Source organism: Pseudomonas sp. PDM03, assembly GCF_014852385.1.
GTDB classification, from domain to species: domain Bacteria; phylum Pseudomonadota; class Gammaproteobacteria; order Pseudomonadales; family Pseudomonadaceae; genus Aquipseudomonas; species Aquipseudomonas migulae.
In genome coordinates, this window is record NZ_JACVBM010000029.1 from 1 (window position 1) to 23551 (window position 23551).

Genomic DNA, 23551 nt, shown 5'->3' on the forward strand with positions numbered 1-23551 from the left:
ATCCAGGCCGAGCAAGTCCAGGATGTCCATGAGAGGTCTCCTCAAGTAAGTGAGAACCCCGGTAAGTTTAGATTTAGCGGGGTTCCCGTACTGGGCTGACCATCTCATTAGGGTGGCAGCTGTACGCAGGTTAGTCGGACCGGGGAATTGAAGAAGCCGGCGCACCCGAAGGTGCCCTACGCACAGCCACCATCAAATACAGGTTGGAAAAACCTGCCTGACGGACGCTTGTGCATCTTCAATTACCAGCGAGCGACTAAACCCGATCACTGATGAGCAGTGACACGAATCAAGTTACCGACCAGCTCCAAGGCGCACAAGCCGGCGGATTCTGGCGTAGCCGTAGGCAACGACGCAAGGTGTTGTAGCTCTCAGGAAGTAACTTACAAGGCTTTTAAACAAGCTCGGTCAAGTGGTGTTTAAGTGGCAGCGACACTGCCACTTTTTTTCATTCGGGCAAGCGCTACACAATCGAATCAATATCCAAATGGAAGGGTTTGCCCACCGCATGCCCGCCCGTAATTGCCGCAATAGCCGCGCCATTGTCTTCCGGGGGTGACGGAATCATCGCCAGTGGATCGTGGGCAGTATTTTTCGGATGGGCTCTCCAACGTAGCAGGATTTCTTGCACCCACTCGGGCTGGTCGGCATGGCTGCCATAAACATCGGCCACGGTAACTGTGTGCTTGTGCGGCGCTTCCAGGCGAGCTTGGGTCATCCGGAGATTTTCGACTTCTTTTTCAAGATCCCTGATGTCTTGGGCATCTCGCTGAGGATTGGCATAAGCGCGAGACTGCCTTTCGATTTTCGTGCTCAATGCTTTCAGTTGCCCTCTGACGTTTTCCAGATTGGCGTTGACCCGTTCGAATTCCGTCAACGTCACCCGCGAACGTCTTTTTTCCTGCGCTTCCTGCCAGCGGCGCAGGGTGGCCCAGCAGCCGGGAATGTAGCTGCCAACCATCGAGTGAAGGCCGCCGTCTATTATCTGCCGCAGAAATGAACCACGCTTGGGCAAGCCATTGGTCTGTCGCAGCGCCTCGGCGTAGCCATGGTCGTTGATCGTACTGCAACCCGGTTCCCAGAGAATGGAGGATTTACGTCCATCGTCGAAGTCCACCGGCATGAAGTGACGCAAATTGCCGTGATGCGCATAGGGGTCACCCGTGAAGTTGATGATCCCGCCGATGAAGAAAGCCAAACCACCCACCGGGTGGAGAGCAAGTACCGCTCCATGGGTGGCATATACCGGAACGCGGTTGGACGGCGTGTTCATCCAGGTGGAAGGAACGCTCGGTACGGGGTCGTTGTGGAAGACGACGCGGTGGTGGTGCAGCGATTGTGCAGCTTCGATAAAGGTTGAGTCGGCGGCACGGGGGGCGCCGTAGGTGTAAAGCACGATTTCCGGTTGATACCGTTTATTGCGTCGCAGCATCTCAGCAAGTAACAGCGCTACCGCACCGCCAAGGCTGTGCCCGCAAATCACCAGCTTTTGCCCGTTGTAGAATTTTCCCATGTAGTCCACGACAAATGTGTAGGCCACTTTGGCAGCTCTATAAAACCCGTTGTGTACCTTTCCATCCCCTTGTTCGAAAGGCACCTGGTTAGCATCCGCATCAAGCCAGGCGTCGGCTAAAATCTCACTTGTTCCCCTCACACTTACCAATATCAACTCGTCGTGATGGCTGATAAAGACCTGCGTGTCCGAGCTTTCTGCTTGTTTGCGATCATCGAGGAAGTTCACGTTCGCCGGGTGTTCCTGCTCATTGCCCAACTCCGGATCGTTGACTTCTGGGTACAGCAGCGGGTCGAACGGCACTACTTCCAGACGTTTGGAGTAAGGCACCTCTTCAAACAAGGGGTAAAACTTCGCAGTCTGTGAGCCATCGACTTGCCATAGCTCATCAAATTGCGGCAAGGCATGGCCGAACCAGTTGCCACTGCTGGGCCGAAGTGGAAATCTCACGCTATCCGTTTCGACGGGCTGGGTATTCGGGTCTTGACCAAAGTCGGTGTAACTCAACGTCGACATCAGTGCCAGTTGATAGAGATTGAGTGCGCAAAACTCGTTGCCAGTCGACAGCATCGGCCGCAGCGCCCTCATCGGGCGCACTTCCAGCACATGATGTTTGTTCGGCAGTAAGGCGATCCCTTTTGGTTTGGGCGGTGGCGGGGTGAACCCCAATTCAAACAGACCCATGTCCGCAGGGGTCATGACAGCGCCCATCCCGCTATCCGGGCCATCTTTATTCTGAGGTGTGAATGCTCTGGTTGTTGCGGGCTGACGAAACAGCGTGTGCAACACCGTGTTTGGTGGGGTGCCGCGCGAGGTCAACGGCGGCAAATGAGCTACGTGCTTGACCAGTTCGCTCACTTCAACTTGATAATAGGCATCAGGATCAGCAAGTTCTTTTGCTGGATTTGCCAGAGTGCGTACGCCCGATTTGTCGAAAAAGCGGGTTTTCTCGGCGCGTACTTGTAGTTCGGTGATGGGAAGCGGGTAATGCTTCCTGCGAACTAATTCGCTGTAACCGTCATTAAGTCCTCGATACTCCTCGCTCAGTTTGAGCAGTACCGGGCCACAGAAGTGGTTCTCCACTTTGGCGGAGCCGTTGGTATCTAGTTTTCCGGTGTAAACGGTGTCTTCGTAATCGGTAACTTCGTAAGTCAAACCGGCGTAGGGCTTGCCATCACCAAATTCGTCTACTAGCTGAAAACTTGTCGAGTGGCCACGCAACGGGCAAGCGTGGATGTTGCCTTTCATAAATGGAATATCGCTCGTAGCCAAAGATTCGACACTCATGGGTTTTCCTCCTTGTTTTCCGTGCAGCCTGGGTAAATGGTGCAGATCCGTTCATCCACCATCCTGAAGGTGCTGAAATCCTTGTGATTGCCGTAACAAAACGCATGCTGGTCTTCGAAACCTTTCCCCATACAGCGCTTCCAGCCGTCAGGCACCTTCACCCATGTGTCGCCCTTATAGGGCTCCTCTTCATGGTTTAAGGAAATCTTCAGCTTTACGGTTTTCCCAGGCAACTGATCTAGCGTGTAAGTCGTAAGTGGACGAATTCTCGTGACGTTTCCTTGTGCATCAGTGTTTTTGCAGTAAAGGATTTTTATGAGGTAGCGTTCGGGGCCGACTGTGCGGAAAAACCATTGGCATTCGCCGGAGAACTCACCTACGCCGGCAGCATTGAACGTGCCTTTGTATCGACCCAACTGCTCTGAACGCACGTCAATTGCGGCGTAGTCAGAGCTTCTGTCACTGAGTACCGGGCCAAAGATGCCCGTAATCTTTATCTTCATATGACTAAACGCCAACGGGCACCCGCTCACGGTTCGGTAAAGCGGGATCTCGGAAGTCGCTTCGTATTCCATGTAGACCTTGTTAAATCCAAGCTGAGTACCTTTCCCACCCGGCACGGTGCACGTCTGCCCTTTGGCGGGCTTATAGGTGGCGGTCAGCTCGTACTTGAAGTCAGGCGGAAAATCGGGGACGAAGGTAAAGCTGTCCGACTTGCCGAGCGCAGAACAACCCAATGTCAGGGATAGGCAACTGCTGAGGATCAGACTTTGGATAATCCGTTTCAAGCATGAGGGAGCCCTCCGCAAATATTGCGTTTTTGGGTGCGTCATGGGGTTTCATCCTTGTTTTCCGTGCAGCCTGGGTAAATGGTGCAAATCCGTTCATCCACCATCCTGAAGGTGCTGAAATCCTTGTGATTGCCGTAGCAAAACGCATGCTGGTCTTCGAAACCCTTCCCCATACAGCGCTTCCAGCCGTCAGGCACCTTCACCCATGTGTCGCCCATATAAGGCTCCTCCTCATGGGCCAATGTGATTTTTAGTTTCACTGTTTTTCCTGGCAACTGATCGAGCGTGTAAGCCGTGAAGGGACGACTTTTCGCGACGTTCCCTTGCGCATCAATCTTTTTGCAGTAAAGGATTTTTATGAGGTAACGCTTGGGGCCGACTGTGCGGAAAAACCATTGGCATTCACCTGAGAACTCACTTTCACCGGCAGCGTTGAACGTGCCTTTGTTCCGATCCGACAACTCTGAGCGCACGGCAATAGCGCCATCGTCATAACTGCGGTTGCCCCGTCCAGGGCCAAAGATGCCCATGACCTCGACCTCCACACGGTTCAACGCCAGCGGACAGCCGCTAACGGTTCTGTAAAGCGGGATCTCTGAAGTCGCTTCGTATTCCATGTAGACCTTGTTGAATCCAAGCTGAGTACCTTTCCCGCCTGGCACGGTGCACGTTTGCCCTTTGGCGGGCACGTAGCTGGCCGTAAGCTCGTACTTGAAGTCAGGCGGAAAATCGGGGACGAAGGTGAAGCTGTCCGACTTGCCGAACACGGAACAACCCACGCTCAAGGCAAGGCAACTCCCGAGGGCCAAGCTTTGAAAGATCCGCTTCATACCGGCGCATCTCCCTGCCAATAGAGCACTTGCTGATACACCCGCTCAAAATGCGCCGCCGAGTCCTCTTCCGGCTTCGGTTGCCATGTCCTGGGCGGCAAGTACCCCGGTGCCTTCAAGCACTGAGTCAACAAAAAATGCACCTGCTCGGGTTGCTGCCAATTCCATAAATGGGCCAGTTGAATCAGGCCCCATAACCAGTCATCCACGTTCCGCTCTGCGGCGAGCCGAGCCAGGGCCTCGGTGTGCTCACGGACCAAATAGCGGCGCGTGTTATCGAACTGCACATTCGCGTAGACAATCTCCGGCGTCGGGGTTTTCAGCCACGCCGGCTCAAGGGGCAGCGGATGTTTGCCGGGGTCAGGGTTGTCCGTGACCGTCCATTGCTCGGCGTGCCAGTAACAGACGCTGGCAATCGGCCCCAGATAATCGGCGTACTGCTCGGGTTGCAGATAGCTGAGGGCGCGCCCCAGTACGCGATTATCGTGGAAGCGATACAGCGCCAGATTCGGGCGCTCACCGACCACCAGCCGGTCGCGCCAGTGAGCGACCAAAGCATCAAGGTCCGTGAGAGCGGCGCTTGCCAGCCAGCCCCAATGACACTCTGGCGTATCGAGCAGCGCCTGAATGACCGGATGTTTGACGGTCCCCACCTGAAAAAGAACAGGGCCTGCTTGCGCCATTGAATTCGCCGCCGTGCCTATATACAGATTGCGGTACCGCTCGGCGCCCAGTTCCTTGGTTAACGCGTTGCGCTCGTCGAGATGACCGTCTGAGTCGAGCACCAGATAGAGTTCCCGTGCGGACCGGGATTGATCGAACAGCCATTGTTCAAGGGTATTCATGCGACTTCTCCGATGCTGCATTGGCCAGCAAGACAGGCCTCGCAAAGCGGGCAGTAGTCCGCCGCCTGCTGTCGGGCGCTGGCGACGATGGACATTGGGTTGGCGATAGCGGCATTCGCAGTGCGAGCCGGAGCTTGTAGCGCCTGTAACGGCTGAATACCCGCCAGTGGCGCACCGCCCTCGACGATGGGTACGCTGCTGAAAATCCCGCCCGCGTTGATGACAATGTGGTGACCTCCCGCCGTGAGCGTCAGGCTCATGCCCGCATCGATCACTACGTTGGTGGCAGTGACATGAGCCTGTTGACCAGCCTGAATCACCAGCGAACCCGCGGACGTGGTGCTGCTGTTGCCGCTGATAGTGATCAACTCGTCACCGCCGATCACCGTGCTGCGCGCGCCTTGGGTGGTGTGTAATTCCTTGCCCCTGATCAGGCTGGTGCTGTTGTTGTCCACCTGTTCGAAGCGGTCGTTGTTGATCAGGCTGTGGCTGTCGTTGAGGATCAGTTGCTCGATATCGCGTTGTGCGCGCAGGTAGATTTTTTCCTGCCCGGTGCGGTCTTCAATCGCCAGTTCGTTGTAGCCGCCACTACGTGGCGAGCTTTGGCTGCGCAGCACCGTTCTGGTTTTGTGCTCGGGCAGTGCATGCGCGACGGACATGACCTTGTTGGCCACGCAACCGGTGATCAACGGTTGATCCGGATCGCCTTCCTGAAAAGTCACGACCACTTCCATCCCGACGCGCGGGATCGTCACCGCGCCAAATCCCTCACCCGCCCAGCTGGACGCAACCCGTAGCCAGCAGCTGCTTTTTTCACTGTTGAGTTCCGCTCGATCCCAAGGCAGCTCGACGCGAACCCGGCCGTGTTCGTCGCAAAAAATTTCCTCTCCGGGCGGACCTGTGACACGAGCGGTCTGGCAGACCAACACAGGTTTTCGGGGAGGCAGAGGAGGGCGGTAGAGCACGTCTGACGGAATAGCGTTGAAGCTGTTGCGGTAGCCTTGAGTGAAACCGTCCGCGGGTGGAGAGTCGCTGACGAATGCCTCTTCCAGAGATTGCGGTTGTTTCCCTTCGTGATGAAGGCTTACCAGCAACCACATGCCGTTGCAGGTTGTGCGCGAGTGTTCAGTCAGATCGAACAAGTAACCGCTACGCAGTGTCGGCTGATTGCTTGCTCCCACGACCAACTGATAGTCGCTGCGGTGTCGCTCCAGTGCTTGGCGGACGAGCTGTTTGCCATGTTTCTCAGACTTCATCGGCAGCGGATAGCGGTAGTCTTCAAGCTCGGGGGTGAATTCTGCGGTGAAGCGACTTTCCAGCAACAGGCTCGGGCGTTCCAGGTCATAGTCGCGGCGTGTGACCGTGCTGGTGCGGGTGCTGAAACCCATGGCAAACCGGTGGACGACCGGATGCTCGGCGACCATGCCGGCGCCTTGCCGATAGGGGGTTGCGCCGAGGGTCGGTAAAAAGACCTGGTCGTCGGTGAACACCAGCAAATGACTTTCAGGCGAATGCTGGTGATGCCAGGCAAGACCGTCTTCAGCGCACAGACGCTGGACGAATTCGAAGTCACTTTCCCCATATTGGGTGCAAAACTCGCGCTTGACGCTGGTGCTGACATGGAAGGTAAACACATCCGTCTGCATGCCATGTTTTTGGAGAACCTGAGTGATGATTTGTGGCACGGTCAGATTCTGGAAAATCCGTTGGTTGTGGCTGAACTTTAAGTAGTAGAGGCTGGGGACCAGTGTCAGCTGATAGCGGGTCAGGCGCTTTCCGGATTCGCCCGCAACCACATTTTCGATATGGCCATGAATGCCTTCGCCGTTGAGGCCGAATTGGAGAAATGCGGGTTGGTTGAGCAAGCTTTCCAGATCGAAATCCGGATGCTCGCTGACCAGGTCAACCTGAATCGAATACAAGGCGCTGATGGTTTCCGTGCCTTCGAAGGCCAGCACTTTGAAGTCGTTGCGAATCGTCGGGATAAGGAGGGTGAAGTGGGCAACGTTGGCCGATGCAAGCATGCGCTTATCCTTTTGCTACGTAGTCGCTCGTCCTTAAGCTGAAAGAAAAATCGGCGAAACCGAGCCATACGTGCCCGGATTAAGTCGCCAAAATGCCGGGCACGCTAACAAGGCATGCAAAGTATTGATGTAGGAAGGATCTTGAAGAGTGGTGTGATATTTCCCAGATACCCGAAGTTCCATTTTGGAACTTTGTTTTAAATTCAAAGTGGCCATCATAGTGATGGCACTTTTCTTATCGGCAGTTGTCACTCGTCGCTTTATTCATCGATGCCGTAACATTTCGGAATGCTCCTACATTTATATTTTTTAGTTTTTGGCATGCTGCGCGCCTGCCAAAGGGAGCAATCGGCAATGAATATGCGATTAATTCAGGTGAAAGAAGCGGAGGCCTCTACCTCAACGGTTTCAGGGCGTTGGGTCGAGCGCTGAATTATTAAACTGACATCAGGGATCCCCTTGCTACATATAGGGAGATCTCCTACGAGAGATAAACGCGCTTCGTCTTATTGTTTAATCGGGTGCTTGCTAGTGGCCATCATCGTGAGTACGATGCGCCCACTTTGAAAGAGCACGATCTCAATTGGATGAGACATTTCGCAGCTCTTTGATTCTGTCTCACGCCGTTGGAACTCCAATGAGCGTATGACCGTAATCCAAACTAAAGGCCATGGATGTCCTACTCAAGCAAACTTTCTGCTCATTACCTCGATCTCGCAAAAGCCTCTGTTTCCAAAGAGAATTTCGCGGGCGAGGATGTTCGCTTTTCGAGCGAATATGAGTCACTGGAAAGCGAGCTGGCCAAAGCCTCGTCCATGCACGAAAGCGGTCAGATCGACTGGCTGAAAATCCGTGAAAACAGCGAAAACCTGCTGCGCACCCAGTCCAAGGATTTGCGCGTCGGCGCCTGGCTGACCTGGGCCCTGTACCAGCGCGAATCCTTCCAAGGCCTGCTCGCCGGCCTCGGTTTGCTGCACTACCTGTGCGAAAGCCACTGGGCCGAAGTCCACCCGAACAAGGCGCGTACGCGCTCCGCTGCAATCAGTTGGCTGGTGCCGCGTCTTGAGCAGGTGCTGACCGAAAACGTCGCGATCAAAGAGCAGTTGCCGATGTTTCGCCGTCTGGTGGAACACCTCGAAGGCCTCGACGCCGCGTGCACCGAGCACCTGGGTGACGACGCGCCGTTGCTGCTGCCAATCTCCCGCCGCCTGAAAAACATGGTGCAACGCGCCGCCGACAACCAGCCGGAACCAGGTGTGGTCGGTGCGGCCGTGGCTCAGGTCAAACAAGTCGCGACGCAACTGTTGACGCCCGGCGCGCCGATCGACAACGAAAAAGAAGCCCACAAAGCCCTGCGCGCGCAGCAAGAAAGCGCCCGGCCGCTGTGCGCCTGGTGGCTCAAGCAGAAAGCCACCGACCTGCGTGCCCTGCGCCTCAATCGCACGCTGTTGTGGTTGCCCATCGACGCTGTCCCCGAACGTAATGCCGAGCAGATCACCGTGCTGCGCGGTTTGCCGGCGGACAAGCTCAAGGCCTATCAGGACCGTTACGATCAAGGCAAATACGCCGACCTGTTGGTGGAACTGGAGGCGAGCCTGGCGAAGGCGCCGTTCTGGTTCGATGGCCAGCGAATGGTCTGGGAATGCCTCCAGGCACTCAACGCAGAAATGGCGATGCGCGAAGTGGAAATCCACTTCGCGCTTTTGGTTCAGCGCCTGCCCGGTATCGTCGAATTGCGCTTCCATGACGGCGCGCCGTTCGCCGATCCGGCTACTCGCGCCTGGATCAGCGCCAACGTCATGCCGCACCTGCAAAGCGCCAGTGCGCCGCGCAAAGTCGAAGTCGCCGACACCCAGCCCGCCTGGGAACTGGCCCTCGAAGAGGTCCTGCCGATTCTGCGCAAGGACGGCCTCAAGGCTGCCGTGCAAATCCTCAAGCAGGGCCTGCAAAGCGCCAACGGCGGGCGCGTTCGGTTCTTCTGGCAGTTCGCCCTCGCGCGACTGTGCTTCATGGCCAAAAAGTACGAACTGGCCAAGACCCAACTCGAAACCCTCGACCAAACATTACAGGACTCAGGCCTGCACGCCTGGGAGCCCGATCTTGCGCTGGAAGTGCTGCATTTACTGCATAGCTGCTGCGAGTTGTTGCCGCAGAACCATGCCGTACGTGAACGCAAGGAAGAGATTTATCGCAGGCTGTGCCACCTCGATCTCGAAGTGGTACTCGAATAGGCCCCAGGGCCACAACCGCAAGGAGAAAAGCCATGGCCAAAGAAGGCTCGGTAGCCCCCAAGGAACGCATCAACGTCACGTTCAAACCTGCCACCGGTGGTGCCCAGGAAGAGATCGAACTGCCGTTGAAACTACTGGCAATCGGTGACTACACCCACCGCAAGGACGAACGCAAAGTCGAAGATCGCAAGCCGATCAGCATCGACAAGATGACCTTCGACGAGGTGCTGGCCAAGCAAGAGCTGCAGCTGACACTGAGCGTACCGAACCGTCTTCAGGAAGAAAGCGACACTGAAGAACTGGCCGTGAAACTGCGCGTCAACTCGATGAAGGACTTCAACCCGGCCAGCCTGGTCGAGCAAGTGCCTGAGCTGAAAAAACTGATGGAACTGCGCGACGCGCTGGTGGCCCTCAAAGGCCCGCTGGGTAACGCGCCTGCGTTCCGCAAAGCCATCGAAGGCGTTCTCGCCGACGACGAATCCCGCGGTCGCGTACTGGGTGAGCTGGGCCTGAACGCCGCCGCCCAGGACGTCTGAGTCTCCATCAGCCAAGGAAGCCAACATGAGCACGAGTGCAGCGCAGCAAAAGAGTAACGAGAACGGCGAATACAGCATTCTCGACAGCATCATCGCCGAAACCCGCCTGACCCCGGACGACGAAGCCTACGACATCGCCAAGCGCGGTGTGTCGGCCTTCATCGAAGAGCTGCTCAAGCCGCAGAACAACGGCGAGCCGGTCAAGAAAGCCATGGTTGACCGCATGATCGCCGAGATCGATGCCAAGCTCAGCCGTCAGATGGACGAGATCCTCCACCACCCGGATTTCCAGTCCCTGGAATCGTCGTGGCGTGGCCTGCAGTTGCTGGTCGACCGCACCAACTTCCGCGAAAACATCAAGATCGAAATCCTCAACGTCTCCAAAGAAGACCTGTTGGACGACTTCGAAGATTCGCCGGAAGTGATGCAGGCTGGCCTGTACAAGCACATCTACACCGCTGAATACGGCCAGTTCGGTGGTCAGCCGGTAGGCGCGATCATCGCTAACTACTTCATGTCCCCAAGCTCGCCGGACGTGAAACTGATGCAGTACGTGTCCAGCGTTGCGTGCATGTCCCACGCGCCGTTCATTGCCGCCGCCGGCCCGAAATTCTTCGGCCTGGAAAGCTTCACCGGCCTGCCGGACCTGAAGGATCTGAAAGATCACTTCGAAGGTCCGCAATTCGCCAAATGGCAGAGCTTCCGCCAGTCGGAAGACTCCCGTTACATTGGCCTGACCGTGCCGCGTTTCCTGCTGCGCAACCCGTACGATCCGGAAGAAAACCCGGTCAAATCGTTCGTGTACAAAGAAACCGTCGCCAACAGCCACGAGCACTACCTGTGGGGCAACACCGCCTACGCGTTCGGCACCAAGCTGACCGACAGCTTCGCCAAATTCCGCTGGTGCCCGAACATCATCGGCCCACAGAGCGGTGGCGCGGTTGAAGACCTGCCGTTGCACCACTTCGAAAGCATGGGCGAAATCGAAACCAAGATCCCTACCGAGGTATTGGTCAGCGACCGTCGTGAATACGAACTGGCCGAGGAAGGCTTCATCTCCCTGACCATGCGCAAAGGCTCCGACAACGCGGCGTTCTTCTCCGCAAGCTCGGTGCAGAAGCCGAAGTTCTTCGGCATCAGCGCAGAAGGCAAGGCGGCAGAGCTGAACTACAAGCTCGGCACTCAACTGCCGTACATGATGATCGTCAACCGCCTGGCTCACTACTTGAAAGTGCTGCAGCGCGAGCAACTCGGTTCGTGGAAAGAACGCACCGACCTCGAGCTGGAACTGAACAAGTGGATCCGCCAGTACGTGGCCGACCAGGAAAACCCGAGCGCCGAAGTCCGTGGTCGTCGTCCGCTGCGTGCTGCCCAGATCATCGTCAGCGATGTCGAAGGCGAGCCTGGCTGGTACCGCGTCAGCCTGAACGTGCGTCCGCACTTCAAGTACATGGGTGCCGATTTCACCCTGTCGCTGGTTGGCAAGCTGGACAAAGAGTAAGCGGAGCTAACTCATGACTGGATACGGCAGCCTTTTCGAACGCCTGGGTGGCGACGCGGACAAACGCGTCGGCTGGAGCCGCGAGGTCTCCGCCATGGCGTCCGTGGCTGCCCATCTGGCCAAGATGCTCAGCACCCGTGCGGGCAGCGTGCAAACGCTGTCCGATTACGGGCTACCCGATCTCAATGACATGCGCCTGAGCCTGCACGACTCCCTGAGTCAGGCCCGCCTGGCCATCGAAAGCTTCATCGAAGCCTACGAACCGCGCCTGAGCAACGTGCGTGTCATCTCCCTGCCGCGTGACAACGATCAGCTTCGCCTGTCCTTCAGCATCGAAGGCCTGCTGGAAGTTGATGGTTTCAAGCGCCAGGTCAGTTTCGCCGCGCGCCTGGATGGCAGCGGTCAAGTCAAGGTCACTTAAGGAGATTCGTATGTCCGGCAAACCAGCAGCACGCGTATCCGACCCCACCGCTTGCCCGCTCCCCGGCCACGGCACCAACCCGATCGCCGCCGGTTCCGGCGACGTCTTCTTCGACGGCCTCGCGGCCGCCCGCCAAGGCGATGCCTCGGCGTGTGGTGGTGCGATGTCGGGAGGGTTGGCGACGACGGTTTTGATTAACGGGAAACCGGCTGCGACAGTGGATTCCGTTGGGACTCATGGCAACAAGGTTACGGCCGGGTCCGGGACGGTGATTATCGGGAATTCTCATTCGCCGGTGCCGTTTGTGGCGCCGTTGCCGTTAATGCTGTTTACCCACACTCAGCATGTAGTGATGGAAGATCAGGATGGAAATCCTCTGCAGGATATTCCCTATCAGATCACTACGGCTAAAGGTCAGGTCATCTCTGGCCAGAGCGATGCGATGGGAAGAACCCAGTTAGTCGGTGGTAAGGAAGGTGAAGCCTTCGACTTTCACGCTGCGATTGGTGGGGCAATGGTATGAGTGCAGAAGTTCTATCTACATTAATGGCGCGCTCAATTGCACTTACTCCAAAGGAAGACAAAGCACCAAAAAAAGTTACTTACAAGGTGTTCTGGAAAACAACTGCTTTCTGGACTGATGCGGATATTGCTGACTATCACAAAGAAGCACCAGAGATAGCAGAACGGCTTATCGTAGAAAAATACTGGACTAAAGAGGGGGCGGTTAGCGGAAATAAATTCACCTGTGAAGATTTCGCACTCAGATTGCTTTGTGAATTTTCCTCTAGTCGCGGGTTGCCGATTAAGCTAAAAACCGGAGTAAGAACCTATAGAAATATGGAGAACTACTCTGCCGCTGAGCATGATCGCTACCTATCGCACATGTATGGTTTCTGCGAAATGGTCATGTTGACTTACGGCGCCCCAGATATGCAGCGAGTTGGCGAAAATACGTTATCGGTCGAGACAGCCGAGGCCTTGCTACCTGGAGATATCCTCGCTCAAGCATTGGACCGGCCCAAGGACATCGCCCACCACGTTCAAATTACCGTGAGTGTCAACGAGTCGAAAATCGAAATTAGGCAGGGCAACACAAGCGGAGTAAGCGTCCGTCCTTTCACTACGATTCAAAAATGGCTTGGATCAAACATGGCTGATCCGCAAAACTCGGGCTACGCGGGAATGCCGATAGAGAAAGGATATTACACAAAGCATGCGGTGGGTTGGACTTACCGTAATGAAAGTACAGGGGCAATGGCTGAAGATTTCCTGAAGAAATTCCTGTTTTATAGGTGGAATTTTATGGAGTTCAACAAATGACTTTTCGAGACTATTTGGCAAGCGTTGCTGATAGCGATTTTTTTGGTGTGTTGGCGATTTTATGTTCGTTAGTGGCGCTGGTGGGGTTGTTTAGACAAGTCAGAGAAAGGCGCCTCCATAAAATTATGATGTATGTGTGTGTGCTGATAGTGCCGGTGATTCATATCATTGGTACTTATTACTTAAATCAGCCGCCGGCCTGAATGAGCCAGTTTTGTGAGTGGGGGCCGCGCAAAAAGGGGTCTGCCCCCATTGTCAATTTTGCTGATGACAAATTGGAAATAGACGAATGAAGATTCTGAAAAGACTAGCCATCTCACTCGCTATTATCTTTGTTCTGCTCGTAGTGGCGGTGTTTGCTCTGCTGGAGCGTGATGACGGAAAGGGGCCTGTATTGAAAGATCATCCAAATGCTTTTTGGAGCGGGGCGGAAGACGGTGGCTCCTTCTTTGAAATTACAAAGTCGAGCCCCCCAAGCTACTACGTCGAAATACGCCATGAAAGCGGTGATATCTGGTCCAAAGGCTGGGTGACACATGTGAAGACGGACGGGAGCCAGCTTTCTAACGAAGATTTTATGGGTTACGACGGAGGTGATGAAGTTTACTTGCAGGACGAAACTGCATTGAAGTTGAACCCGGCGTTGGTGAAGTAACATGACAGCATGCGCATTCCTTAACTTAACGGAAAAGGGGGCTGTCCTCAATGTTTGCTTGGTTTCAGGTGAGCAGCGCCGGCTCGAATTGGCAAAGACCCTCTATTCGCGGAGGCTTGCGTTGATGAGTAGTGCAACAAAAGTCAAAGCTATGATCATCATGGCAGTCGCATTGATCGTACCGTTTGCATTGCTCGAAATTTATGCGGTTGTCCGGTTTGGATTTGCTGAACCTTATAGTTATTTGCTTTCCGTTCCATTGGGAGTGATTTCGTTCTTACTATTGCAGTTCGCTATTGGTTATGGGGTGGTTAAGGGGTGGGCGGTCTGCAGAATGCCTGGTAACTACTATTTGTTGGTGCTTTGGATAGTCAGCTTGTTGGCGCTATTTGTGCTTCCTGTGTGTTATTCAGGTGGGCCAATGTCGTGATTAGGTATTTTTATTTTTTTATCTCTGCGAATTTGCTTTTTATGTCATTCACTGACCCAAAAACCAGATGGTTAGTGAGTGGTGTTGATGTTTACGGAAGTTTGTTTGTTTTTTGTGCGGTGCTTTATATTCCGCTGATGGCATGTGTTTTTTATTATTTTGTAAAGACAGTGGTAGTTGTTTTTAAGTCGAAGCGCTTACAAGCTGGATTTCATTCCTTGGTCGCTACCGCTGTAGGTGTTGTTGCGCTTTATAGCTTCAATCACTGGGTGTTCAATGAAATTTACTAATAATCCAGCGCAGAACATCCAGAAAAGTGGAAGTTGCGCTTGTCCGAATTTTTTCAGGGTTGTGCTCTGGGTACCGCTATTGGTGTTGTTGCTTCTCATATTGATTGAGCAGAGCAACGAAAGCGCGTCGGTTTTGAACTGGCATCAGATGATGTTGATCTACGTCCTCGCATTCGGCATCCCGGCCTATACCGCTTTTGCCCTGTGGGCAACGCGTGCGCTGAGCGGAAAAACCGAACAGCAGATCATCAAAAAAATCTGGTGTGCACCGTTGATGTTCATCCCGTTTTACTTCGTCCCCTGGGTGATTTATGGGCTGGTAAACGCATTGCTGGGTGATATGGCTGGCTTCGCAATGACGTTGGGCTGGCTGGCGTTTTTACCGTACTTGCTCATCGTCGGCTACGTGGTTTCCGGCCTGACCGTCGCGCTCTACAGGACAGTTTTTTCATGAGATCCACCACCAGGAAGGTACCCCGTGTCCTTTAACCACTACTACCAAAGCGAACTCACCGCACTTCGCCAGTTAGGTCGTCGATTCGCCGAGCGTAGCCCGGCGTTGGCGCCTTTCCTTGGCCAGGCCGGCCGAGATCCAGACGTGGAGCGGTTGCTGGAGGGTTTTGCATTCCTGACCGGTCGCCTGCGTCAGAAGCTCGACGACGAACTGCCGGAGCTCAGTCATTCCCTGATGCACCTGCTGTGGCCCAACTACATGCGGCCGTTGCCGGCGTTCAGCATTTTGCAGTTCGATCCGTTGAAGCGTTCGGGTCCTGCGTTGAGGGTCGAGCGCGACACGCCAATCGAGAGCGTGCCGATCGATGACGTGCGTTGCCGCTTCCGCACCTGCTACCCAACCGAGGTGTTGCCGCTGGATCTGGCCGCGCTGAATTACTCGGTGAAGGGCGACGGTTCGCTGTTGAGCCTGCGTCTGGAGATGAGCGCCGACGGTCACCTCGGTGAGCTGGAGTTGAGCCGCCTGCGTCTGCACTTCGCCGGTGAGCGCTACATCAGCCAGATGCTTTACCTGAGCCTGCTGCGCAATCTGGAAGGCATTGAGCTGATCCCGCTGGACGGCGCCGGCAAGCCCATCAACGGCGTCAACGGCACGCCGATGGCGTTCAAGATGCCCGGCGATCGGGTGCAGCCGGTGGGTTTTGCCGAAGAAGAAGCGTTGATCCCGTATCCGCTGAACACCTTCCGCGGCTATCGCTACTTGCAGGAATACTTCGCCTTCCAGGACAAATTCCTCTTCGTTGATATCAACGGTCTGGACCTGCTCAAAGCCCTGCCGGAAGACACGCTCAAGCAGATGCGCGGCCTCGAATTGCGCTTCGACATTCGCAAGAGCGGCATCATGCGCATGCGTCCGACCCTGGACAACGTGAAGCTCTACTGCACGCCCATCGTCAACCTGTTCAAGCACGACGCCTTGCCGATCCGCCTCGACGGCAAGCAGGACGAATACCTGCTGCTGCCCGCTGAATTCGATCTGCAAAATTGCGGCGTGTTCTCGGTGGAAACCGTGACTGGCTGGAAGCCCGGCGGCCTCGGTTATCAGGAGTACGTGCCGTTCGAATCGTTCGAGCACGACCCGAGTTTCGACGTGCCCAACAGCCGTCCGCATTACAGCATTCGCCAGCGTTCCTCCTTGCTGCACGACGGCCTCGACACCTACCTGAGCTTCGGCATCCGCCACACCGAAGCCCATGAAACCCTGTCGATCGAGCTGATGTGCACCAACCAGAACCTGCCGCGCAAGCTCAAGCTCGGAGACATCTGCATGGCCTGCGAAGAGACGCCGGAGTTTTTGAGCTTCCGCAACATCACCCCGGCCACGTCGAGTTTCGCGCCGCCGCTGAACCGCGACTTCCTCTGGAAGTTGATCAGCAACATGTCGCTTAACTATTTGTCCCTGGCCGACGTCAATGCGTTGAAGGTGATTCTCGAAACCTACGACTTGCCGCGCTACTACGACCAACACGCGGAAAAGGTCAGCAAGCGCCTGCTCGGCGGGCTCAAGTCGATCAAGCACCACCACGTCGACCGGTTGCACCGAGGGTTGCCGGTACGCGGGTTGCGCACCGAGCTGACCATCGACCCGGAAGGGTATATCGGCGAGGGCGACCTGTTCGTTTTCGCTTCGGTTCTCAACGAGTTTTTCGCGCTTTACGCCAGTCTCAATTCGTACCACGAGCTGCGGGTAAAAAGCACACAGGGAGAGGTGTACCAATGGACACCACGTATGGGCCTGCAGCCGCTTCTTTAAGCGGACTGACCCGAGGAATACGCGAGTACTCGCTGTTTCAGGCCGTGCTGCTGGTGATTGACCGGCTGCGCGAGGCCCACCCGCACCTGAGCGAAGACGACCTGTACGACCAGCTGGAATTCCAGGCCAACCCGAGCCTGGGTTTCCCTGGCAGCGACGTTGATCGCGTGGAGTTTTTCCAAGAGCACGGGCACATGCGTGCGCGCCTGCGGTTCAACCTGATCGGCCTGGTCGGTTCCGGTTCGCCGCTGCCGGCGTTCTACGGCGAACAGGCGTTGGGCGACAGCGAAGACGGCAACCCGACCCGCAACTTCCTCGACCTGTTTCACCATCGCCTGCAACGGCTGATGCTGCCGATCTGGCGCAAGTACCGCTACCGCGCAAGCTTCCAGAGCGGTGCGCTCGACCCGTTCTCGGCGCAGCTGTTTGCCTTGATCGGCCTTGGCGGCGAAGAGATCCGCAAGGCCCAGGAACTGAACTGGAAACGCCTGCTGCCGTACCTCGGTTTGCTCAGCTTGCGGGCGCACTCGGCGGCGCTGATCGAAGCGGTACTGCGTTACTACTTCAAGCACGCCGAACTGACCATCGAGCAATGCATCGAGCGCCGGGTGGAGATTCTCGACGAGCAGCGCAACCGTCTGGGCCGCGCCAACAGCCTGCTCGGCGAAGACCTGGTGCTGGGCGAACACGTGCGCGACCGCAGCGGCAAATTCCGCATTCACATCCGCGAACTCGACTGGCAACGCTTTCACGAATTCCTGCCGATCGGTTTCGGCTACCAGCCGCTGTGCGCGCTGGTGCGGTTCACCCTGCGTGACCCGCTCGACTACGACATTCGCCTGGTGTTGCGCCAGGAAGAAATCCGCGAACTGCGCATCGGTGAGCAGAACGCCTGTCGCCTGGGATGGACCAGTTGGCTGGGCCGCGAAAAAGCGGACGGCGTGGTGACCCTGGGCAGCAAAATTCATTAAGGACAGATGACCAATGATCAACGTAGACCTGCAACAACTTATCCAGGCGCTGGACGCCGAAACCCGTCGTGATCTGGAAAGTTCTGCCGAACGCTGCGTCGCCCGTGGCGGCAGCAAGATCCTCGTCGAAGACTTGCTGCTGGGCCTGCTGGAGCGCCCGCAAGGCCTGCTCGCACGCGCGCTGCAAGACGCCGAAGTGGATGCCGGCGAGCTGAGCGCCGCGCTGCAATCGCGGGTCGAGCACAGCGCCTCGCGCAACCCGGTGTTCGCCCCGGAACTGGTGCAGTGGCTGCAAGACGCGTTGCTGGTGGCCAACCTTGAACTGGGCCAGAGCCAGGTCGAGCAAGCCGCGTTGATCCTCGCGCTGCTGCGCAACCCGATGCGCTACGCCGGCAGCCGCTACCAGTCGTTGCTGGCCAAGCTGAACATCGAGCGCCTGAAAGAATTTGCCCTGTCGCAGAAAGAGCAACCAGCCACCGGTAAGCCTGCCGTGCCGGGCGAATCGCTGCTGCAGCGCTTCACCCACAACCTGACCCAACAGGCCCGCGACGGTAAACTCGACCCGGTGCTGTGCCGCGATGGCGCGATTCGGCAGATGGTCGACATCCTCGCCCGTCGCCGCAAAAACAACCCGATTGTGGTCGGCGAAGCTGGTGTTGGTAAAACCGCGATTGTCGAAGGTTTGGCTTCACGCATTGCCGCCGGTGAAGTGCCGCAAGTGTTGAAAGGCGTCGAGCTGCTGTCGCTGGACATGGGCCTGTTGCAGGCCGGCGCCAGCGTCAAAGGTGAGTTCGAGCGTCGTCTCAAAGGCGTGATCGATGAGGTCAAAGCCTCGCCGAAACCGATCATCCTGTTCATCGACGAAGCCCACACGCTGATCGGCGCGGGCGGCAATGCCGGCGGTTCCGATGCGGCCAACCTGCTCAAACCAGCCTTGGCCCGTGGCGAGTTGCGCACCATCGCAGCCACCACCTGGGCGGAGTACAAGAAGTACTTCGAAAAAGACCCGGCCCTGGCCCGTCGTTTCCAGCCGGTGCAACTGCACGAACCGACCGTCAGCGAAGCGGTGACCATCCTCCGTGGTTTGGCGCAGGTCTACGAGAAGAGCCACGGCATCTACCTGCGCGATGACGCGGTGGTGGCGGCGGCTGAGTTGTCCGCCCGTTACCTCGCCGGTCGTCAGCTGCCGGACAAAGCCGTCGATGTGCTCGACACTGCCTGCGCCCGTGTTCGCATCAGCCTCGCCGCCGCACCTGAAAGCCTTGAACGTCTGCGTGGTGAACTGGCTGAAGGAGGTCGTCAGCGTCAGGCGCTGCGTCGTGATGCTGAAGCCGGTTTGTTGATTGATCACGAAGCGCTCGACGCGCTGAAAGATCGTCTGGCTGCCGCCGAAGACGAAATGGTCGCCCTCGAAACGCTGTGGACCGAACAGAAAGAACTGGCCGAGCGCCTGTTGGATCTGCGTCAGCAACTGGCCAAGGCTCGCGAAGCGGCTGCCGTCGAACCGACCGTCACGGTTGAAGAAGACGCCGAAGGCACGGTGATCGAAACCCTCGATACGGTGAATGACGTCGCGTCCCTCGAAACCGCGCTCAACGAAACTCACAAAGCCCTGACCGATGCTCAGGTCAAAGAACGCCTGGTGAGCTTCGAAGTCTGCCCGCGTCTGGTCGCCGAAGTCATCAGCGCCTGGACCGGCGTGCCGCTGGCGCAACTGGCCCGCGAGCACAACGCCAAGGTCGCCAGTTTCGCCACCGACCTGCGCACCCGCATCCGTGGTCAGGAACAAGCCGTTCACGCACTGGACCGCTCGATGCGCGCCACCGCTGCCGGCCTGAACAAACCCGATGCACCGGTTGGCGTGTTCCTGCTGGTCGGCCCGAGCGGCGTCGGCAAGACCGAAACCGCGCTGGCCCTCGCCGATTTGCTGTACGGCGGTGATCGTTTCATCACCACCATCAACATGTCCGAGTTCCAGGAGAAACACACCGTGTCGCGCCTGATCGGTGCACCACCGGGCTACGTCGGTTACGGCGAGGGCGGCATGCTCACCGAAGCCGTGCGTCAGAAGCCGTACTCCGTTGTGCTGCTCGATGAAGTCGAAAAGGCTGACCCGGACGTGCTCAACCTGTTCTACCAAATCTTCGACAAAGGCGTGGCCAACGACGGCGAAGGTCGCGAGATCGACTTCCGCAACACGCTGATCCTCATGACCTCGAACCTGGGCAGCGACCGCATCAGCGACCTCTGCGAAAACGGCGCGCGGCCGACCGCCGAAGTGCTCGAAGAAACCATTCGCCCGGTGCTCAGCAAACACTTCAAACCGGCGCTGCTGGCGCGGATGCGCGTGGTGCCTTACTACCCGGTCGGCGGCCCGGTGCTGCGCGAGCTGATCGAAATCAAACTCGGTCGTCTGGGCGAACGCCTGAACCGTCGTCAGCTGGATTTCACCTACTCGCAAGACCTCGTCGATCACTTGGCCGAACGCTGCACCCAAAGCGACAGCGGCGCGCGCTTGATCGACCATTTGCTGGACCTGCACGTGCTGCCGCTGGTGGCCGACCGCTTGCTCGACGCGATGGCCACGGGTGAAAGCCTCAAGCGCGTCCACGCGACGCTAGACGGCGGCGCCAGCGTGACCTGCGAGTTCGCCTGAGGTGGGTGTGATGTTCACTCAAGTGCCGCAGCCGCTGGTGTATGCCGAAGCGTTGCTGGCGCAGTTCGCCAGCCTGTCGCGCGCGGCGGACGGCGCTGCGCTGCTGGGTGACTTCGTGCGCGGGGTGGCGGAACTCAGCGGCTGCGAGTTGACGCAGCTGTACCTGCTGGACGCAACCCACACGTGCCTGGGGATGAACGCCGAGTGCCTCAACGGCATTCTGCAACCGCGCGAATCGGCGAGCCTGCCGGCGGATTACAACGGTGAACAACTGCTGCAATTTGCCCTGTGCCAGAACCGCGTGGTGAGCCTCGGCGAACTGAGCGGCAGCCTGCACGAAACCAGCTTCCTGCCGCCGCAGGCCACACCGTGGCAGTCGCTGCTGTGCGTGCCGCTGGTCAATCAGCAGAAGGCGGTCGAAGGTTTGCTGCTGTGCGCCAGCCGCCGACACATGGACCTGCAAGGCTTTGCCGATTCCCTCGGGCAACTGGGGTCGTTTGTGCTCGGCCAACTGCATCTGCTGCAACGCCTGCGTCAGCCGGTCGGTGATGCACGGCCATTGAAAGCCAGCGTCCCGAGTGCCAGTGGTTACGGTTTGATCGGCAAGAGCAAGGCCATGCGCGAAACCTATTCGCTGATCAGCAAAGTCCTGCACAGCCCGTACACCGTGCTGCTGCGCGGCGAGACCGGCACCGGCAAGGAAGTGGTCGCACGCGCCATTCACGACTGCGGCCCGCGCCGTTCCCAGGCGTTCATCGTGCAGAACTGCGCAGCGTTCCCCGAGAACCTGCTGGAAAGCGAGCTGTTCGGCTACCGCAAAGGCGCCTTCACCGGCGCGGATCGCGACCGCGCCGGGCTGTTCGACGCGGCCAATGGCGGCACCTTGTTGCTCGATGAAATCGGCGACATGCCGCTGTCGCTGCAAGCCAAGTTGCTGCGCGTGTTGCAGGAAGGCGAGATCCGCCCGCTGGGTTCCAACGACACCCACAAGATCGACGTGCGCATCATCGCCGCGACGCACCGGGATTTGTCGGTGTTGGTGAGTGAAGGCAAATTCCGCGAGGACTTGTACTACCGCCTCGCGCAATTCCCGATCGAGTTGCCGGCCCTGCGTCAACGCGAAGGCGACATCCTCGACCTGGCCCGGCACTTCGCCGACAAGGCTTGCTCGTTCTTGCAGCGCGATGCGGTGCGTTGGTCCGATGCGGCGCTGGATCACCTGTCCGGTTATGCCTTCCCCGGCAACGTGCGCGAACTCAAAGGCCTGGTCGAGCGCGCGGTGTTGCTGTGCGAGGGCGGCGAGTTGCTGGCCGAGCATTTCTCCCTGCGCATGGAAGCCGTGCCGGAAGACAACAGCCTGAACCTGCGTGAACGCCTTGAGCAGGTTGAGCGCAGCCTGCTGCTCGATTGCCTGCGCAAAAACGACGGCAACCAGACCCTCGCCGCCCGCGAACTCGGCCTGCCGCGTCGCACGCTGCTGTACCGCCTCGGGCGCCTGAACATCAATCTCGGTGACTTCGATGGCTAGGCAAATGACCGTCGATTTCACCTCATTCGCTTCTGATAGCGCCGCCCGAACGGGCCGGCGCTTTGTGCTTTGTCTACCCCTGGAGACCCTCTGATGTCTGTTCGTCACTGGCAAGCCGTCCTGCTGACCCTCGTCGTTCTATGCGGCCTTGGCGGCTGCAGCGGCAATTACAAATTCAACGACAACACCTATCGCCCATTGGGTGATCCGCAGGCGGTCAAACGCGGCAAGTGACCGCAAGGAGTATCACCATGGAATTGGTTTTCGAAATGCTGAACACCAAGCAGTTCGTGCCCACGGAGCTGTGCCAGAAGACCTTCAAGCAGGCCGGCGGCGTGATTGGCCGGGGCGAGGATTGCGACTGGATCATCCCGGACCGCAAGCGTCATCTGTCCAATCACCATGTGGACATCAGCTTTCGCGAAGGGACGTTCTTCCTGACCGACACCAGCAGCAACGGTGTCCAGGATGGCGGGAGCGGCGCACGCCTGCGCAAGGGCGAACCGATGCGCATCGAGCATGGCAGCACCTACGTGCTGGGTGATTTCGAGATCCGTGCGCGGCTGGTGCGCGACCCGGCGACCTTCGACGTCGAAGTCGGTCGCCCACAAGCGGCGGGCAGCATCATCCCGGATGACGCGTTCCTTGATCTCGATCCGCTGAACGCCCTTGATCAGCAAGAGCGCGTGTACTCGGAAATCGAAGAGTTGATCACCCCGAGCACGTCCATCGAGGACACCCGTCAGCGCGCCGACTACGCGCGCATCGACATGGAAAGCCTGATGGTGCCGGAGTTGATCAACGCCCCCGCCGAACCTGCGCCAAGCCCTGTCGCAAAAGCGCCTGAGCGCCAGAGCGAAGGTTTCTGGGAGCACTTCGGTGCGGCGCTGGGCGTGGACCTCAAAGGCCTCGACCACGACGCCCGCGAAGCCCTGGCGCTGAACGCGGCACGTCTGCTCAAGCAAAGCGTCGGCGGTTTGCAGCAGAGCCTGCGCACCCGCAGCGAACTGAAAAACGAACTGCGTCTGGCCCAGACCACCGTGCAAGGCACGAACAAGAACCCGCTGAAATTCGCCGTCGATGCCGGTGAAGCGCTGGGCATTCTGTTGCAGCCGAACAAGCCGGGCCAATTGCCGGCCGAGCAGTCGATCTCCCGTGCATTCCGTGATTTGCAGGCGCATCAGGTGGCCTTGCTGACCGCCAGCCGCGCCGCCGTTCGCGGAACCCTGGAACACTTCTCGCCGCAGCAACTGACCCTGCGTTTCGAGCGCGACAACAAGCCGTTGCTGGCCACCTCCGGCAGCCGCTGGAGAGCGTACGGTCGTTATCACCAGGCCCTGCGTCAGGACGATGACTGGAGCGAACGCCTGCTGGCCCGCGACTTCGCTCAAGCCTACGAAGAACAGATCCGTCTGATTTCCACCCTTCACACCGACCACCAAGGATGATGCGC

21 protein-coding genes are annotated in these 23551 nt (G+C 57.7%); 16 read left to right on the forward strand and 5 right to left on the reverse strand.

What is annotated here, in order from left to right:
- Nucleotides 1-463: 463 nt before the first annotated feature.
- The 5 genes from IB254_RS27220 to IB254_RS27240 are packed head-to-tail and all read right to left on the reverse strand — an operon-like array spanning nucleotide 464 to nucleotide 7290.
- On the reverse strand, nucleotides 464-2800 hold the full coding sequence (locus IB254_RS27220; RefSeq protein WP_192420506.1) for a lipase family protein: 2337 nt from the start codon (nucleotides 2798-2800) through the stop codon (nucleotides 464-466).
- The gene (locus IB254_RS27225) at nucleotides 2797-3588 is read right to left on the reverse strand and encodes a hypothetical protein (protein WP_192420554.1); all 792 of its coding nucleotides are present in this window, start codon (nucleotides 3586-3588) and stop codon (nucleotides 2797-2799) included. The genes IB254_RS27220 and IB254_RS27225 overlap by 4 nt, the downstream gene beginning before the upstream one ends.
- A gap of 41 nt (nucleotides 3589-3629) precedes the next feature.
- Nucleotides 3630-4421: a hypothetical protein gene (locus IB254_RS27230; RefSeq protein WP_192420508.1), complete on the reverse strand. Its 792-nt coding sequence runs from the start codon at nucleotides 4419-4421 to the stop codon at nucleotides 3630-3632.
- Entirely contained in the window at nucleotides 4418-5266 is an 849-nt protein-coding gene (locus IB254_RS27235) for a DUF4123 domain-containing protein (RefSeq protein ID WP_192420509.1), read from the reverse strand. The genes IB254_RS27230 and IB254_RS27235 overlap by 4 nt, the downstream gene beginning before the upstream one ends.
- Nucleotides 5263-7290, reverse strand: coding sequence for a type VI secretion system tip protein VgrG (locus IB254_RS27240; RefSeq protein ID WP_192420510.1), 2028 nt, complete (start codon nucleotides 7288-7290; stop codon nucleotides 5263-5265). The genes IB254_RS27235 and IB254_RS27240 overlap by 4 nt, the downstream gene beginning before the upstream one ends.
- 674 nt (nucleotides 7291-7964) lie before the next feature.
- On the opposite strand from IB254_RS27240, the gene tssA reads away from it, so the two are divergent.
- The 16 genes from tssA (at nucleotide 7965) to tagH (ending at nucleotide 23546) form a co-directional block, all read left to right on the forward strand.
- Nucleotides 7965-9521, forward strand: a complete 1557-nt coding sequence (gene tssA, locus IB254_RS27245) for a type VI secretion system protein TssA (protein WP_008038109.1) — start codon at nucleotides 7965-7967, stop codon at nucleotides 9519-9521.
- Between the two features lie 32 nt (nucleotides 9522-9553).
- Nucleotides 9554-10057, forward strand: coding sequence for a type VI secretion system contractile sheath small subunit (gene tssB / locus IB254_RS27250; protein ID WP_008030679.1), 504 nt, complete (start codon nucleotides 9554-9556; stop codon nucleotides 10055-10057).
- A 25-nt stretch (nucleotides 10058-10082) separates the two neighbouring features.
- Nucleotides 10083-11558 carry a type VI secretion system contractile sheath large subunit gene (tssC, locus tag IB254_RS27255; RefSeq protein WP_008030678.1) on the forward strand — a complete coding sequence of 492 codons (1476 nt, stop codon included), beginning with the start codon at nucleotides 10083-10085 and terminating at the stop codon, nucleotides 11556-11558.
- A 13-nt stretch (nucleotides 11559-11571) separates the two neighbouring features.
- Nucleotides 11572-11979, forward strand: coding sequence for a type VI secretion system baseplate subunit TssE (gene tssE, locus IB254_RS27260; protein WP_008038101.1), 408 nt, complete (start codon nucleotides 11572-11574; stop codon nucleotides 11977-11979).
- 10 nt (nucleotides 11980-11989) lie between these two features.
- Nucleotides 11990-12502, forward strand: coding sequence for a PAAR domain-containing protein (locus tag IB254_RS27265; protein ID WP_008030675.1), 513 nt, complete (start codon nucleotides 11990-11992; stop codon nucleotides 12500-12502).
- A complete protein-coding gene (locus IB254_RS27270) occupies nucleotides 12499-13302 on the forward strand; it encodes a hypothetical protein (protein ID WP_192420511.1) in 804 nt (267 codons plus the stop codon). The genes IB254_RS27265 and IB254_RS27270 overlap by 4 nt, the downstream gene beginning before the upstream one ends.
- Entirely contained in the window at nucleotides 13299-13505 is a 207-nt protein-coding gene (locus IB254_RS27275) for a hypothetical protein (protein ID WP_192420512.1), read from the forward strand. The genes IB254_RS27270 and IB254_RS27275 overlap by 4 nt, the downstream gene beginning before the upstream one ends.
- 86 nt (nucleotides 13506-13591) lie before the next feature.
- Entirely contained in the window at nucleotides 13592-13957 is a 366-nt protein-coding gene (locus IB254_RS27280; RefSeq protein WP_225602523.1) for a hypothetical protein, read from the forward strand.
- Between the two features lies 1 nt (nucleotide 13958).
- Nucleotides 13959-14387 (forward strand): hypothetical protein, encoded by a 429-nt coding sequence (locus IB254_RS27285; RefSeq protein WP_225602524.1) that lies wholly within the window; start codon nucleotides 13959-13961, stop codon nucleotides 14385-14387.
- Between the two features lie 276 nt (nucleotides 14388-14663).
- Nucleotides 14664-15131, forward strand: a complete 468-nt coding sequence (locus IB254_RS27290) for a hypothetical protein (protein WP_192420513.1) — start codon at nucleotides 14664-14666, stop codon at nucleotides 15129-15131.
- Between the two features lie 24 nt (nucleotides 15132-15155).
- Complete coding sequence (gene tssF, locus IB254_RS27295; RefSeq protein ID WP_008030663.1) at nucleotides 15156-16943, forward strand: type VI secretion system baseplate subunit TssF; 1788 nt, start codon at nucleotides 15156-15158, stop codon at nucleotides 16941-16943.
- Nucleotides 16907-17914, forward strand: coding sequence for a type VI secretion system baseplate subunit TssG (gene tssG, locus IB254_RS27300; protein WP_008030662.1), 1008 nt, complete (start codon nucleotides 16907-16909; stop codon nucleotides 17912-17914). Before tssF ends, tssG begins: the two co-directional genes overlap by 37 nt.
- Nucleotides 17915-17927: 13 nt before the next feature.
- On the forward strand, nucleotides 17928-20570 hold the full coding sequence (gene tssH, locus IB254_RS27305; protein WP_192420514.1) for a type VI secretion system ATPase TssH: 2643 nt from the start codon (nucleotides 17928-17930) through the stop codon (nucleotides 20568-20570).
- 10 nt (nucleotides 20571-20580) lie between these two features.
- Nucleotides 20581-22098: a sigma-54 interaction domain-containing protein gene (locus tag IB254_RS27310; RefSeq protein WP_192420516.1), complete on the forward strand. Its 1518-nt coding sequence runs from the start codon at nucleotides 20581-20583 to the stop codon at nucleotides 22096-22098.
- Between the two features lie 93 nt (nucleotides 22099-22191).
- Nucleotides 22192-22332: a type VI secretion protein gene (locus tag IB254_RS27315; protein WP_192420518.1), complete on the forward strand. Its 141-nt coding sequence runs from the start codon at nucleotides 22192-22194 to the stop codon at nucleotides 22330-22332.
- A gap of 17 nt (nucleotides 22333-22349) precedes the next feature.
- A complete protein-coding gene (gene tagH, locus IB254_RS27320) occupies nucleotides 22350-23546 on the forward strand; it encodes a type VI secretion system-associated FHA domain protein TagH (protein ID WP_192420520.1) in 1197 nt (398 codons plus the stop codon).
- The last annotated feature ends 5 nt before the right edge of the window (nucleotides 23547-23551 follow it).